Source organism: Comamonas sp. Z1 (assembly GCF_008121555.1).
Classification (GTDB): Bacteria; Pseudomonadota; Gammaproteobacteria; order Burkholderiales; family Burkholderiaceae_C; genus Comamonas; species Comamonas thiooxydans.
On sequence record NZ_VOQT01000008.1, the window covers coordinates 57,205 to 69,417 of the forward strand.

The window sequence follows — 12,213 nt, forward strand, 5'->3', positions numbered from 1 at the left end:
TAGGAATTAACAATGTCTAAGCAAAAAATCCGCATCCGTCTGAAGGCTTTCGATTACAAGCTGATCGACCAGTCTGCAGCCGAAATCGTTGATACCGCCAAGCGTACCGGCGCCATCGTCAAGGGTCCCGTGCCCCTGCCGACACGCATGAAGCGCTTCGACATCCTGCGTTCGCCTCACGTCAACAAGACCAGCCGTGACCAGTTCGAAATCCGTACGCACCAGCGTCTGATGGACATCGTGGATCCGACTGACAAGACTGTTGACGCTCTGATGAAGCTGGACCTGCCCGCAGGTGTGGACGTCGAGATCAAACTGCAATAAGAGTTTTGGAGGCCTCGCAAGAGGCTTTTAAGGGTCTTTGTTTAACGCGAACTTGCTTGAAAAAGCAGTTCGCGTTAAAATTTGGAGCTTCGCCTTTGATGCGAAGTTTTATTAACCTTCTTTTGTGTGCTAGGCATGATTGCTAAGGCACAACGCTGGGCCAATTGCAGTTTCAGCGGCAAAAGTTTTGGAGCAAACAAATGAGTCTGAGCAACTCCCTGGGGTTGCTGGGTCGCAAGGTGGGCATGATGCGTCTGTTCACTGATGATGGGGACGCAGTGCCTGTCACAGTGGTGGATGTTTCTAACAACCGCGTGACTCAGGTCAAAACCCAAGAGAACGATGGCTATGTGGCCCTGCAGGTCACTTTCGGTGCACGCAAGGCTTCTCGCGTGACCAAGCCTCAAGCCGGCCACCTCGCCAAGGCGGGTGTCGAAGCCGGTGAAGTGACCCGTGAATTCCGCGTGACTGATGAAACCGCTGGCAAGTATGCCGCTGGTGCCGTTCTGCCTGTGGCAGAGCTGTTCAGCGTTGGCCAGAAGGTGGACGTGCAAGGCACCTCCATCGGTAAGGGTTACGCCGGCACGATCAAGCGCCACAACTTCAGTTCGCAGCGCGCTTCGCACGGTAACAGCCGTTCGCACAATGTTCCCGGTTCTATCGGTATGGCACAAGACCCCGGTCGCGTGTTCCCCGGTAAGCGTATGACTGGCCACATGGGCGACGAAACCGTCACTACTCAAAACCTCGACGTGGTTCGTATCGACGAAGCACGCCAACTGCTGTTGATCAAGGGTGCCATTCCTGGTGCCAAGGGTGGCTTCGTTTCCGTGCGCCCCGCGATCAAGGCTAAAGCTTCCAAAGGAGCGAACTAATGCAGCTCGAACTCCTGAATGAACAAGGCCAGGCCGCTTCCAAGGTGGAAGCTCCCGAGACTGTGTTCGGTCGTGAATTCAACGAAGATCTGGTCCACCAGCTGGTGACTGCCTACCGTGCCAACGCACGTCAAGGCACTCGCGCCCAGAAGGACCGTGAACAAGTGCGTCACACCACTGCCAAGCCTTTCAAGCAAAAGGGTACAGGCCGTGCACGTGCTGGTATGTCCTCCTCGCCTCTGTGGCGTGGCGGCGGTCGCATCTTCCCCAATCTGCCCGAAGAAAACTTCTCGCAGAAGATCAACAAGAAGATGTACCGCGCCGGTATGGCTTCCATCCTGTCTCAGCTGGCCCGCGAAGGCCGTCTGGCAGTTGTGGAATCCCTGACGCTGGATACCCCCAAGACCAAGGTGCTGGCAGACAAGTTCAAGGCTATGAACCTGTCTTCGTCGGTGATGGTGATCGCTGAAGAAATCGACGAGAACCTGTACCTGGCATCCCGCAATCTGAAGAACGTGTTCGTGGTTGAGCCGCGCTATGCAGACCCCGTGTCGCTGGTGCACTACAAGAAAGTGCTCGTCACCAAGGGTGCGATCGACAAACTCAAGGAGATGTTCGCATGAGCACTACCAAGTTTGACGAAGGTCGTCTGATGCAAGTGCTGGTCGCTCCCATCGTGTCCGAAAAGGCCACTCTGGTTGCTGAAAAGTCCAATGCTGTGACATTCAAGGTGCTGCAGAACGCTACCAAGCCCGAAATCAAGGCCGCTGTGGAATTGATGTTCAAGGTTGAAGTGGCTGGCGTGTCTGTGGTGAACACCAAGGGCAAGACCAAGCGCTTTGGCAAGACCGTGGGCCGTCGCGACAATGTGCGCAAGGCATACGTGATGCTCAAGCCCGGTCAAGAGCTGAACCTGTCTGGGGAGGCTGCGTAATCATGGCTGTTATCAAGCTCAAACCTACGACCCCCGGCCAACGCGGCGCGGTGAAGGTTACTCGCGACCACCTGCACAAGGGTGAGGGTTTTGCCCCCCTGCTGGAAGCTCAATTCCAGAAGGCCGGTCGTAATAACAACGGTCACATCACAACTCGCCACAAGGGCGGTGGTCACAAGCACCACTACCGTGTGGTGGACTTCAAGCGCAACAAGGACGGTATCCCCGCCAAGGTTGAGCGCATTGAATACGACCCCAACCGTACTGCCCACATCGCTCTGGTGTGCTACGCAGACGGCGAGCGTCGCTACGTCATTGCTCCTCGCAACCTGGAAGTCGGCGCTACCATCATCAGCGGCTCCGAAGCTCCTATCCGCGTGGGCAACACCCTGCCTATCCGCAACATCCCCGTGGGCTCGACCATCCACTGCATCGAACTGAAGATCGGTGCCGGTGCTCAGATCGCTCGCTCGGCTGGTACCTCCGCCACTCTGCTGGCTCGCGAAGGCATCTACGCTCAAGTGCGTATGCGTTCGGGCGAAGTCCGCAAGGTGCACATCGAGTGCCGCGCCACCATCGGTGAAGTTGCCAACGAAGAACACAGCCTGCGCCGTCTGGGCAAGGCCGGTGTGAAGCGTTGGATGGGTATTCGTCCTACCGTCCGCGGTACGGTCATGAACCCTGTCGACCACCCGCACGGTGGTGGTGAAGGTAAGACCGGTGAAGGCCGTCACCCAGTTGACCCATGGGGCAATCTGACGAAGGGCTACCGCACCCGTAACAACAAGCGCACACAGACCATGATCGTGTCGCGCCGTAAGAAGTAAGGGGTAGCAAATGACTCGTTCTCTTAAAAAGGGTCCGTTTGTTGACCATCACTTGCTGGCCAAGGTCGAAAAGGCCATCGCCACCAAGGACAAGAAGCCAGTGAAGACCTGGTCGCGTCGCTCCATGGTCCTGCCCGAGTTCATCGGTCTGACCATCGCCGTGCACAACGGCAAGCAACACGTGCCGGTTTATGTGACTGACCAGATGGTTGGCCACAAGCTGGGTGAATTCGCGCTGACTCGTACCTTCAAGGGTCACCCTGCGGACAAGAAAGCCAAGAAGTAAGGAATAGAACATGTCTGAAACACGTGCTGTTCTCCGTGGCGTCCGCCTGTCTGTTGACAAGGGTCGCCTGGTCGCGGATCTGATCCGCGGCAAGAAGGTGGATCAAGCTCTGAACATTCTCCAGTTCACGCAGAAAAAAGCTGCCGTGATCGTGAAGAAGGTTCTGGAATCCGCTATCGCCAACGCTGAGCACAACGACGGCGCCGATATCGACGAACTGAAGGTCAAGACCATCTACGTCGAGCAAGGCACTACGCTCAAGCGTTTCACTGCTCGCGCCAAGGGCCGCGGCAACCGCATCAGCAAGCCTACCTGCCACATCTACGTGACAGTGGGTAACTGAGGCCTTAAGGAAGAATATGGGACAGAAAATCCATCCTACCGGCTTCCGTCTGGCGGTGAGCCGCAACTGGGCAAGCCGCTGGTACGCTAGCAACCGTGACTTCGCCGGCATGCTGGCCGAAGACATCAAGGTGCGCGAGTACCTGAAGGCCAAGCTGAAGAACGCCGCCGTGGCTCGCGTTCTGATCGAGCGTCCTGCCAAGAACGCCCGCATCACCATTTTCTCGGCTCGTCCGGGCGTGGTGATCGGCAAGAAGGGTGAAGACATCGAAGCCCTGAAGAAGGAACTCGCTGCTCGCCTGGGCGTGCCCGTGGCTGTGAACATCGAAGAAGTGCGCAAGCCTGAAATCGATGCCAAGCTGATCGCTGACTCCATCTGCCAACAGCTGGAAAAGCGCATCATGTTCCGCCGCGCCATGAAGCGTGCCATGCAGAACGCCATGCGTCTGGGTGCTCAAGGCATCAAGATCATGTCTTCCGGTCGTCTGAACGGTATCGAAATCGCTCGTACCGAGTGGTACCGCGAAGGCCGCGTGCCTCTGCACACTCTGCGTGCCGACATCGACTACGGCTTCTCCGAAGCCAAGACGACTTACGGCATCATCGGCGTGAAGGTCTGGGTCTACAAGGGTGACACCCTGGGCCGCAACGATCTGCCCGCCGTGGAAACGCCCCGTCCTGAAGACGAGCGTCGTCCTCGTGGTCCCCGTCGTGACGGTCGCCGTGATGGCCGTGATGGCGCTGGCCGTGGTGGCCGTCGTCCCGCAGGCACCAATGCCGCTCCTGCCGATGGCAGCGACAAGCCTGCTGGCGCTGGTGCTGATTCCGTTAAGCGCGTTCGTAAGGCCGACGCGCCCGCTACAGCAGCGGACGGTAAAGGAGAATAAACATGCTGCAACCTGCACGCCGCAAGTTCCGTAAGGAACAAAAAGGCCGCAACACCGGCATCGCTACCCGTGGCAACTCCGTTGCCTTCGGCGATTTCGGTTTGAAGTCTACTGACCGTGGTCGTCTGACCGCACGCCAGATCGAAGCTGCACGTCGTGCAATTTCCCGTCACGTCAAGCGTGGTGGTCGTATCTGGATCCGCGTGTTCCCGGACAAGCCCATCTCTACCAAGCCCGCCGAAGTGCGTATGGGTAACGGTAAGGGCAACCCCGAGTACTACGTGGCCGAAATCCAGCCCGGCAAGGTGATCTACGAAATCGTGGGTGTGCCTGAAGAGCTGGCCCGTGAAGCGTTCCGCCTGGCTGCTGCAAAGCTGCCTCTGCGCACGACCTTCGTGTCCCGTCACATTGGTGCTTAAGGAGATCAACATGACGAAATCTGCTGAACTCCGCCAAAAAGACGTGGCTGGTCTGGAAGCTGAAGTGAAGTCCCTGCAAAAGGCTCACTTCGGTCTGCGCATGCAAAAGGCCACGCAACAACTGGGCAACACTGCGACCATCAAGGCTACACGCCGTGACATCGCTCGTGCCAAGACCATCCTTGCTGAAAAGCAAGCCGCCAAGTAAGGAGCCGACATGACGGAAGCTAAAACATCCCTCAAGCGCACCTTGATTGGCAAGGTGGTCAGCGACAAGCGTGCCAAGACTGTGACCGTTCTGGTGGAACGCCGCGTCAAGCACCCCATCTACGACAAGATCATGATCAAGTCGAGCAAGTACCACGCTCACGACGAGCAAGGTGAGTACAAGCTGGGTGACGTGGTTGAAATCACCGAGAGCCGTCCTCTCTCCAAGACCAAGAACTGGGTTGCTACCCGCTTGGTTCAAAAGGCTGCTCTGGTGTAAGCCTAACCAGGCCCGCCGGCTGCAAAGCCCTTGAAAACGACCCACAATGCTGTGGGTCGTTTTTTTATTTGGGCCGCCAAGAATGCGGTCCGTGCTTTGCAACAAAGGAGATAGTCATGATTAAAGTTGGTGATGCCCTGCCCGCAGTGACCTTGATGGAATATGTGGAAGTGGAAGGCAATGGCTGCAGCCTTGGTCCCAACCCCGTGAAGCTGCCCGAGGCTCTGGCCGGCAAGACTATTGCCGTGTTTGCCGTGCCCGGCGCATTCACGCCCACCTGCTCCGAAAAGCATCTGCCAGGCTATGTGGCCAAGGCCGAAGAACTCAAGGCTGCGGGCGTGGACGAAATCTGGTGCCTGGCCGTGAACGATGCTTTCGTGATGGGCGCCTGGGGCCGCGATCAGAAGGTGGCTGGCAAGGTGCGCATGATTGCCGACGGCGATGCGGCATTCGCCAAGGCGACTGGCCTGACGCTGGACCTGAACGGCAAGGGCCTGGGCCTGCGCGCCAACCGCTTCTCCATGCTGGTCAAGGACGGCAAGGTTGCGACCCTGAACGTGGAAGCTCCTGGCAAGTTTGAAGTCAGCGATGCCGGCACCATGCTGGCTCAAGCCAAGGCTTGATGGCTGAAGCCCTGAGTGGCTGCGCGCGGGAGTGACGCTCTCGCCGCAAGGCGGCTTTGCGCGGCGTCACAGAAAAAAGGCATTGCCAAACTGGCAATGCCTTTTTGCATTCGGGCTCAGAAAAGATCGGCCTTGAGGTAGTGTGCGCCTGGAAGCGGATTGTGATAGTAGGGTTCGATGGGCTCGAAGCCCAGGTCCACATACAGCGCGCGGGCAGACTCCATGTCGTCCAGTGTGTCGAGCAGCACATGGTCATAGCCAGCCTGGCGGGCAATATCGAGCATGGCTTCGGCCAGTTGACGCCCCAGGCCAAAGCCACGAAAAGCCTTGCGCACGAACAGGCGCTTCATCTCAGCGGCATTGGGGTAGTCGGAGTCGTCAAGAGGACGCAGTGCGCAGCAGCCCGCAATGCTGCCATCCACGCGAGCCAGCAGAATCTGTCCACGGGGCGCAGCATATTCGCCAGGGAGGGCGGCGAGTTCGGATTCGAATCCTTGAAATTCCAGGTCGATGTTCAGGCTGTCCGCATACTCCTGAAAGATCTGGCGCACAGCACCTATTTCCTCCAGGCTGGGCGTCAGCAAGTCCACGGCAGGCTTGTCCACGGCAACTAGGCAATGATGAAAGAAGGCCCAGTGTAGCGGCAAGTGCTTTACATGGTTAAAGCCGCTGCCTGCAGCGTCAGAACTCAGAAAGCAGCACTCTGCCCCAGTTGATGGATCCACCAGGAAAGAGAGCTTGCCACCACGGCCAGCAGCGCAGCCAGAACCCGGGTGCTGGCGGTGTCGCGGCTCGCAGCAACGGGCTCCTTCAGCAATTTGTCGCCCGTGACCATGGCCGGGACCAGTTTGTCGCCCTTGAGGCTGTAGCCGATGAGGGCCAGCAGATGCAGTGCGACCAGTGCGTAAATCAGGTACTGGCCCCAGTGGGCGTGGTAGTTGGTGGCCTTGGAGATCAGTTCGCCAGAGACAAAACGCGTCAACGGTCCGCTGAAGGCAATTTCATCATCGCTCATCAGCCCGCTTGCGATTTGCGCCATCAGCACGATTAGCATCGCGATCACGGACAGTGAACCCAGCGGGTTGTGGCCTGCGCGGTCCTGCGTGGTCGAAGTGCCGCGCATATAGCGGCTCATGGCTGCTGCAGAAGGGATGAAGCTGCCAAAGCGCGACCAGTACCCGCCCACCAAACCCCAGAGAATGCGAAAGATCAGCAAGGCCAGCACCACCTGTCCCAGCAGCAGATGCCAGTTCATGGCATTGCCGCCCATCTTGGCAGTGACCACCAGGGCCACGATGCAGATTGCCAGCAGCCAGTGAAACAGGCGGGTGGGCAGGTCCCAGATCCGAATTCTGTGGACTTCCGTGGAGGCTTGTGTGGCGGACTCTGTCATGGCTTTTTCATGGCTGATGGACCCGGACATTGTGCCCTGGCAGGGCTGCAAGCCCAAATCGCGGCCTTTGGGGGACTCTGCCATACTGGTCGGGCAGCCGCCTGCGGCAGGCTGCAGAACCAAGAAAGGATACCCCGATGAAAGCTTTTTCCACTCTGGCATTCGCTGCTGTGGTTGCCACCGTGGCCCTGCCTGCCTCGGCACAGTTCGCTAAGGCTGAAGATGCCATCAAATACCGCCAGAGCGCCTTGAGCGTGCTGGGCACGCATTTCGGTCGCCTGGGCGCCATGGCCAATGGCAAGATGCCCTTTGATGCCAAGAGCGCGCAGGAAAGTGCGGAAATTGTGGCCTTCATGTCCAAGCTGCCCTGGGCCGGCTTCGGCGCCGGCACCGAAGGCGGCAAGGCCAAGCCTGAGGTGTGGAAGGAGCAGGCCAAGTTCCATGATCTGTCGGGCAAGATGGAAGCAGAAGTCGTCAAGCTCAACGCTGCTGCCAAGACCGGAAATCTGGACAATCTCAAGACGGCTTTCGGCCCGGCCGCCAATAGTTGCAAGAGCTGCCACGACAGCTTCCGGAATAAGTAGCCCCCTGAGCAGCTGCGCGGCTTCCCCCAGAGGACAGCATCTTTGCTGCGGAGCGGCCCTTGCTCGATGCTCCAGGCATGAAAAAACCGACCAATGGTCGGTTTTTTTTTTGTGAGCTGCTGTCGCTTGCTATTTCTATGTTTTAGGCACTTTTGATGTTGAAGTGACCTGCTGTCAAGCGCTGTGAGCTATGGTTTTTAATCAAGCTGCAGTCGGTTCTGCCAGAAGCGTCTCGATCAGCTTGTGCAGTTGCTCAAAGTCGGGTGCGCCGATATAGCGCTTCACGATCTCACCGCGCTTGTTGACGATGAAGGTGGTGGGGGTGAGTTGCACATCGCCCCATGCCTTGGCCACGTTGCCGGTGTTGTCCAGCGCGACCTGGAAGGGCAGCTTGCGCGATTCGACGAAGTTCACGACATAGCTGGGCGGGTCGTAGCTCATGGCCACGGCCAGGGTGTCAAAGCCCTTGCCCTGGTACTTCTGGTAGGTGCTGATGATCTCGGGCATCTCTGCCACGCAGGTGGTGCAGCTGGTGGCCCAGAAGTTCACCAGCGTCACTTTGCCCTTGAGGTCGGCGGTGGTTTTCTGGCTGCCGTCCAGCAGCACAAAGGTGGATTGCGGCGCCGCGGCTTGCCCTGCGCCCGAATACACCCAGGCCCCGACGCCGATGACGGCGGCCGCCACAATGCCTGCGATCCAATGTTTGCTTGCCATAGAGATTGATTGTGCACAAATCTTCAGCACCTTGCTGATTTGTGGTTTGGTGTGTCAAACACGCCGAAAGTTCAGTTCTTACTGCTTGACCCACGGGTCAACCCTAGGCTTGCGTGACAGGTCGGGCCCGTGCCGCTGCCGATAATGGGCCATGAAGAAAACCGGATTCTGGGCTGCGACGCTGCTGGTCAGCGGTGCGCTGCTGGCCGCCTGCAGCCCGGCGCTGAACTGGCGTACCACCCAGCTCAAGGATGCGCCGCTGCAAGCACTCTTGCCCTGCGATGCGCAGACGGCCAGCCGCCCTGTCGATCTGGGCCTGGGCCAGGTGCCGCTGTCGGTGGTGGGCTGCGAGGCCCGGGGCGCGATCTATGCGGTATCGCATTTTGCCGTGGCCGAGCCCGCCCGCGCGGCCGAGGCTCTGACGTTCTGGCAGCAGGCGGTGCTCAAGCAGCTGAAGTCGGCAGACGGCGTCGCGACAAAGCTCAATGTCAAGGGAGACGGTCCATGGGTGCCCAAGGGGGCGCTGAATCTGCCGCAGTCCCTGCGCATCTCGTTCGAAGGCCAGGGCCCGAGCGGCGGACAGAAGGTGGTTGGACATGGACTGTGGTTCGCTCGCCTGGAAGGCGGCGGCGCCAGGGTCTATCACGCGGTAATTTACGCTGACAAGGCCATGCCTGCAGAGGCCGAGCTGTTTTTCTCGGGCCTGCAGTTGCAATAAGCCCGCATCCAGATCATGACCCTTGCGCTTCATCCACCTCATTGCCCTTGTTGACGGCGGCGACAAGCCATAATTTGCTATCAAGAACTGTGACTACATGACCACGCGCATTCTTTTGCTCACTCACGCTCCTCTGGCCGCTGCATTGCGCGAATGCGCGCTGCATGTGTTTGCCGATAGCGCTGACGACTTGCTGGCCCTGGACGTGCCTTCCGAAGAGGCGCCCGAGGCCACGCTGGAGCGTGCCCTGGCCATGCTGGTGGCGCATGGCGGGCTGGATGCCCCGACACTGGTGCTGACCGATCTGTTCGGTGCCACACCCTGTAACGTGGCCCAGCGTCTCACGGGCCTGTTGCAGGCCAGGCTGGTGGCGGGCGTGAACCTGCCCATGCTTTTGCGCTCCATAGGCTATCGGCATGAGCCGCTGGATGCCCTGGTTTCGCGGGCCATGGTGGGCGGCAGCCAAGGAGTGATGCAGGTAGCCGGCAGTTCCCGACAAAATCAAAGCGCACGACCTTCCAATGATCAAGACCAATATCACCATCAGCAATAAATTGGGCCTGCATGCCCGTGCATCGGCCAAGCTCACCAAGCTGGCCGGCAGCTTCCCCTGCGAGGTCTGGCTGACCAAGGGCGAGCGCCGCGTCAATGCCAAGAGCATCATGGGCGTGATGATGCTGGCGGCAGGCATAGGCTCCGAGCTGGAGCTGGAAACCGATGGCACACAGGAGCAGGAAGCCACGGATGCGTTGGTGGCCCTGATCAACGACAAGTTTGGCGAAGGCCAGTAAAGGCTGCTTCACCTGTGCCGCGGCTTGACCGCGCGCAGGTGGCAGCTTGACGATTAGCTCTTTTGATAGCAGGCAGGGTCTTGCTGTCAATGAAGTAGAGCGGCTTTGATGCTGTAGTGCAGCGATAGTTGGCGCTGACTGCTGCAAAAACAAGAGCAAGAAGCAAGCAAAAAGCAATCGCGAAATTCGCGAAAGGGCATTCGCTATGACATTTGCCATCCACGGCCTGGCCGTCTCCCGAGGGATTGCCATCGGGCGCGCGGTCGTTGTGGCCTCCAGTCGCATGGAGGTGGTGCACTACTTCATCCGGCCCGATCAGGTGGAGTCGGAGATCCAGCGTGCCCGCACGGCACGCAATGCGGTGATTGACGAGCTGCGCCGGCTTCAGGAAGAAATGCCCAAGGATGCGCCTGGCGAGCTGGATGCGCTGCTCGATGTGCATCTGATGCTGCTGCAGGACCAGGCACTGGCCGAGGCCATTCGCAACTGGATATCCGAGCGTCTTTACAACGCCGAATGGGCGCTGACCACTCAGCTGGAAATCGTCTCGCGCCAGTTCGACGAGATGGACGACGAGTACTTGCGCGAGCGCAAGGCCGATCTGGAGCAGGTCGTGGAGCGCATTCTGCGCCACATGAAGGGCGCGGCCAGTCCGCTTGCGCAGGTTGCTCCACCTTTGGCTCCGACGGGCGCCGTGCCTGCAACCGATGGACAGCAGCTGCCTCTCGACGTCACCACGGAAACCCCGCTGGTGCTGGTGGCGCAGGATCTGTCGCCAGCGGACATGCTGCAGTTCAAGAGCAAGGTCTTTGCGGGCTTCATCACAGCCGTGGGCGGCAAGACCAGCCACACGGCCATCGTCGCGCGCAGCATGGACATTCCGGCCGTGGTTGGCGCGCGGGCCGCAAGCCAGCTGATTCGCCAGGACGACTGGGTCATCATCGACGGCAACGAGGGCGTGGTCATCGTGGACCCCACGCCCATCATCCTGGCGGAGTACAGCTTTCGCCAGCGCCAGACCGAACTGGAGCGCGAGCGCCTGACCCGTCTGCGCTACACGCCGTCCCTCACCATGGATGGGCAGAAGGTGGAGCTGCTGGCCAATATCGAGCAGCCCAGCGACGGGGCTGCTGCCGTGCGTGCTGGCGCAGTCGGGGTGGGGCTGTTCCGTACCGAGTTTCTGTTCATGGGGCGCAGCGGCAATCTGCCCGGCGAGGAAGAGCAGTATCGTGCCTATCGCGAGGCCATAGACGGCATGCAAGGCATGCCGGTCACCATCCGCACGCTGGACGTGGGGGCCGACAAGCCGCTGGACAAGGCTCAGCCCAAGGACTACTACCTCAACCCCGCGCTGGGCCTGCGCGCCATACGCTGGAGTCTGGCCGACCCCGTGATGTTCCGCACCCAGCTGCGCGCCATTCTGCGCGCGGCAGCGCATGGGCAGGTCAAGCTGCTGTTTCCCATGCTGGCCCATCGCAGCGAGATCGAGCAGACCCTGGCACAGCTGCGCCAGGCGCAGCATGAGCTCGATGTGCGCGGCGTGGCCTACGGCCCGGTCAAGCTGGGCGCCATGATCGAGATCCCGGCGGCCGCCCTGACGGTACACAGCTTTCTCCAATATTTCGACTTTCTGTCCATAGGCACCAACGACCTGATCCAGTACACGCTGGCCATCGACCGTGCCGACGAAACCGTGGCCCATCTCTACGACCCCATGCATCCGGCCGTGCTGCGCCTGGTGGCGGAGGTCATCGCAGCGGCCAATGCTGCAGGCAAGGAAGTCAGCGTTTGCGGCGAAATGGCCGGTGATCTGAGCATGACCCGGCTGCTTTTGGGCCTGGGGCTGCGCAGCTTTTCCATGCACCCCGCGCAGATTCTGGCCGTCAAGCAGGAGGTGCTGCGTGCGGACTCCAGCAAGCTGGCTCCCTGGGCCTGCGAGGTACTGTGCAGCGAATGCCCTGCGCAGATGCTGGCGCCCTGAAGAACCCAGGGAGCGGCCTCGAGGCAGG

Annotated in this window: 20 protein-coding genes; 17 read left to right on the plus strand and 3 right to left on the minus strand. The window is 59.7% G+C overall.

Annotation, left to right across the window (positions count from 1 at the left end):
- Positions 1–12 precede the first annotated feature (12 nt).
- From rpsJ to FSY45_RS15485, 12 genes are all read left to right on the plus strand, one after another.
- Entirely contained in the window at positions 13–324 is a 312-nt protein-coding gene (gene rpsJ, locus FSY45_RS15430) for a 30S ribosomal protein S10 (protein ID WP_003059431.1), read from the plus strand.
- 200 nt (positions 325–524) lie between these two features.
- Positions 525–1,199 carry a 50S ribosomal protein L3 gene (gene rplC / locus FSY45_RS15435; protein ID WP_003059417.1) on the plus strand — a complete coding sequence of 225 codons (675 nt, stop codon included), beginning with the start codon at positions 525–527 and terminating at the stop codon, positions 1,197–1,199.
- Positions 1,199–1,822: a 50S ribosomal protein L4 gene (rplD, locus tag FSY45_RS15440; RefSeq protein ID WP_003065421.1), complete on the plus strand. Its 624-nt coding sequence runs from the start codon at positions 1,199–1,201 to the stop codon at positions 1,820–1,822. The genes rplC and rplD overlap by 1 nt, the downstream gene beginning before the upstream one ends.
- Positions 1,819–2,133 carry a 50S ribosomal protein L23 gene (rplW, locus tag FSY45_RS15445; RefSeq protein ID WP_003059415.1) on the plus strand — a complete coding sequence of 105 codons (315 nt, stop codon included), beginning with the start codon at positions 1,819–1,821 and terminating at the stop codon, positions 2,131–2,133. The genes rplD and rplW overlap by 4 nt, the downstream gene beginning before the upstream one ends.
- A 2-nt stretch (positions 2,134–2,135) precedes the next feature.
- Positions 2,136–2,960, plus strand: coding sequence for a 50S ribosomal protein L2 (gene rplB / locus FSY45_RS15450; RefSeq protein WP_003059414.1), 825 nt, complete (start codon positions 2,136–2,138; stop codon positions 2,958–2,960).
- A 10-nt stretch (positions 2,961–2,970) separates the two neighbouring features.
- Positions 2,971–3,246, plus strand: a complete 276-nt coding sequence (gene rpsS, locus FSY45_RS15455; RefSeq protein ID WP_003059413.1) for a 30S ribosomal protein S19 — start codon at positions 2,971–2,973, stop codon at positions 3,244–3,246.
- Positions 3,247–3,256: 10 nt separating this feature from the next.
- Entirely contained in the window at positions 3,257–3,589 is a 333-nt protein-coding gene (gene rplV, locus FSY45_RS15460; RefSeq protein ID WP_003059408.1) for a 50S ribosomal protein L22, read from the plus strand.
- A 16-nt stretch (positions 3,590–3,605) separates the two neighbouring features.
- Positions 3,606–4,475 carry a 30S ribosomal protein S3 gene (gene rpsC / locus FSY45_RS15465; protein WP_003059406.1) on the plus strand — a complete coding sequence of 290 codons (870 nt, stop codon included), beginning with the start codon at positions 3,606–3,608 and terminating at the stop codon, positions 4,473–4,475.
- A 2-nt stretch (positions 4,476–4,477) separates the two neighbouring features.
- Positions 4,478–4,894, plus strand: coding sequence for a 50S ribosomal protein L16 (gene rplP / locus FSY45_RS15470; protein WP_003059405.1), 417 nt, complete (start codon positions 4,478–4,480; stop codon positions 4,892–4,894).
- Between the two features lie 10 nt (positions 4,895–4,904).
- Positions 4,905–5,102 (plus strand): 50S ribosomal protein L29, encoded by a 198-nt coding sequence (rpmC, locus tag FSY45_RS15475; RefSeq protein WP_003059403.1) that lies wholly within the window; start codon positions 4,905–4,907, stop codon positions 5,100–5,102.
- Between the two features lie 9 nt (positions 5,103–5,111).
- Positions 5,112–5,381 (plus strand): 30S ribosomal protein S17, encoded by a 270-nt coding sequence (gene rpsQ, locus FSY45_RS15480; RefSeq protein WP_003059401.1) that lies wholly within the window; start codon positions 5,112–5,114, stop codon positions 5,379–5,381.
- 116 nt (positions 5,382–5,497) lie between these two features.
- Positions 5,498–6,004 carry a peroxiredoxin gene (locus tag FSY45_RS15485; protein ID WP_003065420.1) on the plus strand — a complete coding sequence of 169 codons (507 nt, stop codon included), beginning with the start codon at positions 5,498–5,500 and terminating at the stop codon, positions 6,002–6,004.
- 116 nt (positions 6,005–6,120) lie between these two features.
- On the opposite strand, the gene FSY45_RS15490 is transcribed toward FSY45_RS15485, so the two are convergent.
- Together FSY45_RS15490 and FSY45_RS15495 are read right to left on the minus strand one after the other, a co-directional pair.
- On the minus strand, positions 6,121–6,609 hold the full coding sequence (locus tag FSY45_RS15490) for a GNAT family N-acetyltransferase (protein WP_003065419.1): 489 nt from the start codon (positions 6,607–6,609) through the stop codon (positions 6,121–6,123).
- A gap of 83 nt (positions 6,610–6,692) precedes the next feature.
- Positions 6,693–7,397, minus strand: coding sequence for a DUF4017 family protein (locus FSY45_RS15495; protein WP_046462157.1), 705 nt, complete (start codon positions 7,395–7,397; stop codon positions 6,693–6,695).
- 137 nt (positions 7,398–7,534) lie between these two features.
- Between FSY45_RS15495 and FSY45_RS15500 the strand changes: the two genes are divergently transcribed.
- Positions 7,535–7,981 (plus strand): cytochrome c, encoded by a 447-nt coding sequence (locus FSY45_RS15500; protein ID WP_003065417.1) that lies wholly within the window; start codon positions 7,535–7,537, stop codon positions 7,979–7,981.
- Positions 7,982–8,182: 201 nt separating this feature from the next.
- On the opposite strand, the gene FSY45_RS15505 is transcribed toward FSY45_RS15500, so the two are convergent.
- Positions 8,183–8,695: a TlpA disulfide reductase family protein gene (locus tag FSY45_RS15505; RefSeq protein WP_046462155.1), complete on the minus strand. Its 513-nt coding sequence runs from the start codon at positions 8,693–8,695 to the stop codon at positions 8,183–8,185.
- A 151-nt stretch (positions 8,696–8,846) separates the two neighbouring features.
- Here FSY45_RS15505 and FSY45_RS15510 point away from each other — a divergent pair, with 151 nt between their 5' ends.
- From FSY45_RS15510 to ptsP, 4 genes are all read left to right on the plus strand, one after another.
- Positions 8,847–9,413, plus strand: a complete 567-nt coding sequence (locus FSY45_RS15510; RefSeq protein ID WP_046462154.1) for a hypothetical protein — start codon at positions 8,847–8,849, stop codon at positions 9,411–9,413.
- Positions 9,414–9,510: 97 nt separating this feature from the next.
- Positions 9,511–9,966: a PTS sugar transporter subunit IIA gene (locus FSY45_RS15515; RefSeq protein ID WP_034359049.1), complete on the plus strand. Its 456-nt coding sequence runs from the start codon at positions 9,511–9,513 to the stop codon at positions 9,964–9,966.
- Complete coding sequence (locus tag FSY45_RS15520) at positions 9,935–10,204, plus strand: HPr family phosphocarrier protein (protein ID WP_046462153.1); 270 nt, start codon at positions 9,935–9,937, stop codon at positions 10,202–10,204. The genes FSY45_RS15515 and FSY45_RS15520 overlap by 32 nt, the downstream gene beginning before the upstream one ends.
- Positions 10,205–10,409: 205 nt before the next feature.
- Entirely contained in the window at positions 10,410–12,185 is a 1,776-nt protein-coding gene (gene ptsP / locus FSY45_RS15525) for a phosphoenolpyruvate--protein phosphotransferase (RefSeq protein WP_046462152.1), read from the plus strand.
- Positions 12,186–12,213: the final 28 nt, after the last annotated feature.

Excerpts from the sequence above, each read along its gene's own strand:
- rplC (WP_003059417.1), top strand. The coding sequence starts at position 525 with ATGAGTCTGAGCAACTCCCTGGGGTTGCTGGGTCGCAAGGTGGGCATG.
- ptsP (WP_046462152.1), top strand. The coding sequence starts at position 10,410 with ATGACATTTGCCATCCACGGCCTGGCCGTCTCCCGAGGGATTGCCATC.
- FSY45_RS15505 (WP_046462155.1), bottom strand. The coding sequence starts at position 8,695 with ATGGCAAGCAAACATTGGATCGCAGGCATTGTGGCGGCCGCCGTCATC.
- FSY45_RS15500 (WP_003065417.1), top strand. The coding sequence starts at position 7,535 with ATGAAAGCTTTTTCCACTCTGGCATTCGCTGCTGTGGTTGCCACCGTG.
- FSY45_RS15495 (WP_046462157.1), bottom strand. The coding sequence starts at position 7,397 with ATGACAGAGTCCGCCACACAAGCCTCCACGGAAGTCCACAGAATTCGG.
- rplW (WP_003059415.1), top strand. The coding sequence starts at position 1,819 with ATGAGCACTACCAAGTTTGACGAAGGTCGTCTGATGCAAGTGCTGGTC.
- FSY45_RS15510 (WP_046462154.1), top strand. The coding sequence starts at position 8,847 with ATGAAGAAAACCGGATTCTGGGCTGCGACGCTGCTGGTCAGCGGTGCG.
- rplD (WP_003065421.1), top strand. The coding sequence starts at position 1,199 with ATGCAGCTCGAACTCCTGAATGAACAAGGCCAGGCCGCTTCCAAGGTG.
- rpmC (WP_003059403.1), top strand. The coding sequence starts at position 4,905 with ATGACGAAATCTGCTGAACTCCGCCAAAAAGACGTGGCTGGTCTGGAA.
- FSY45_RS15520 (WP_046462153.1), top strand. The coding sequence starts at position 9,935 with ATGATCAAGACCAATATCACCATCAGCAATAAATTGGGCCTGCATGCC.
- FSY45_RS15485 (WP_003065420.1), top strand. The coding sequence starts at position 5,498 with ATGATTAAAGTTGGTGATGCCCTGCCCGCAGTGACCTTGATGGAATAT.
- rplP (WP_003059405.1), top strand. The coding sequence starts at position 4,478 with ATGCTGCAACCTGCACGCCGCAAGTTCCGTAAGGAACAAAAAGGCCGC.
- rpsQ (WP_003059401.1), top strand. The coding sequence starts at position 5,112 with ATGACGGAAGCTAAAACATCCCTCAAGCGCACCTTGATTGGCAAGGTG.
- rplB (WP_003059414.1), top strand. The coding sequence starts at position 2,136 with ATGGCTGTTATCAAGCTCAAACCTACGACCCCCGGCCAACGCGGCGCG.
- rplV (WP_003059408.1), top strand. The coding sequence starts at position 3,257 with ATGTCTGAAACACGTGCTGTTCTCCGTGGCGTCCGCCTGTCTGTTGAC.
- rpsC (WP_003059406.1), top strand. The coding sequence starts at position 3,606 with ATGGGACAGAAAATCCATCCTACCGGCTTCCGTCTGGCGGTGAGCCGC.
- rpsJ (WP_003059431.1), top strand. The coding sequence starts at position 13 with ATGTCTAAGCAAAAAATCCGCATCCGTCTGAAGGCTTTCGATTACAAG.
- rpsS (WP_003059413.1), top strand. The coding sequence starts at position 2,971 with ATGACTCGTTCTCTTAAAAAGGGTCCGTTTGTTGACCATCACTTGCTG.
- FSY45_RS15515 (WP_034359049.1), top strand. The coding sequence starts at position 9,511 with ATGACCACGCGCATTCTTTTGCTCACTCACGCTCCTCTGGCCGCTGCA.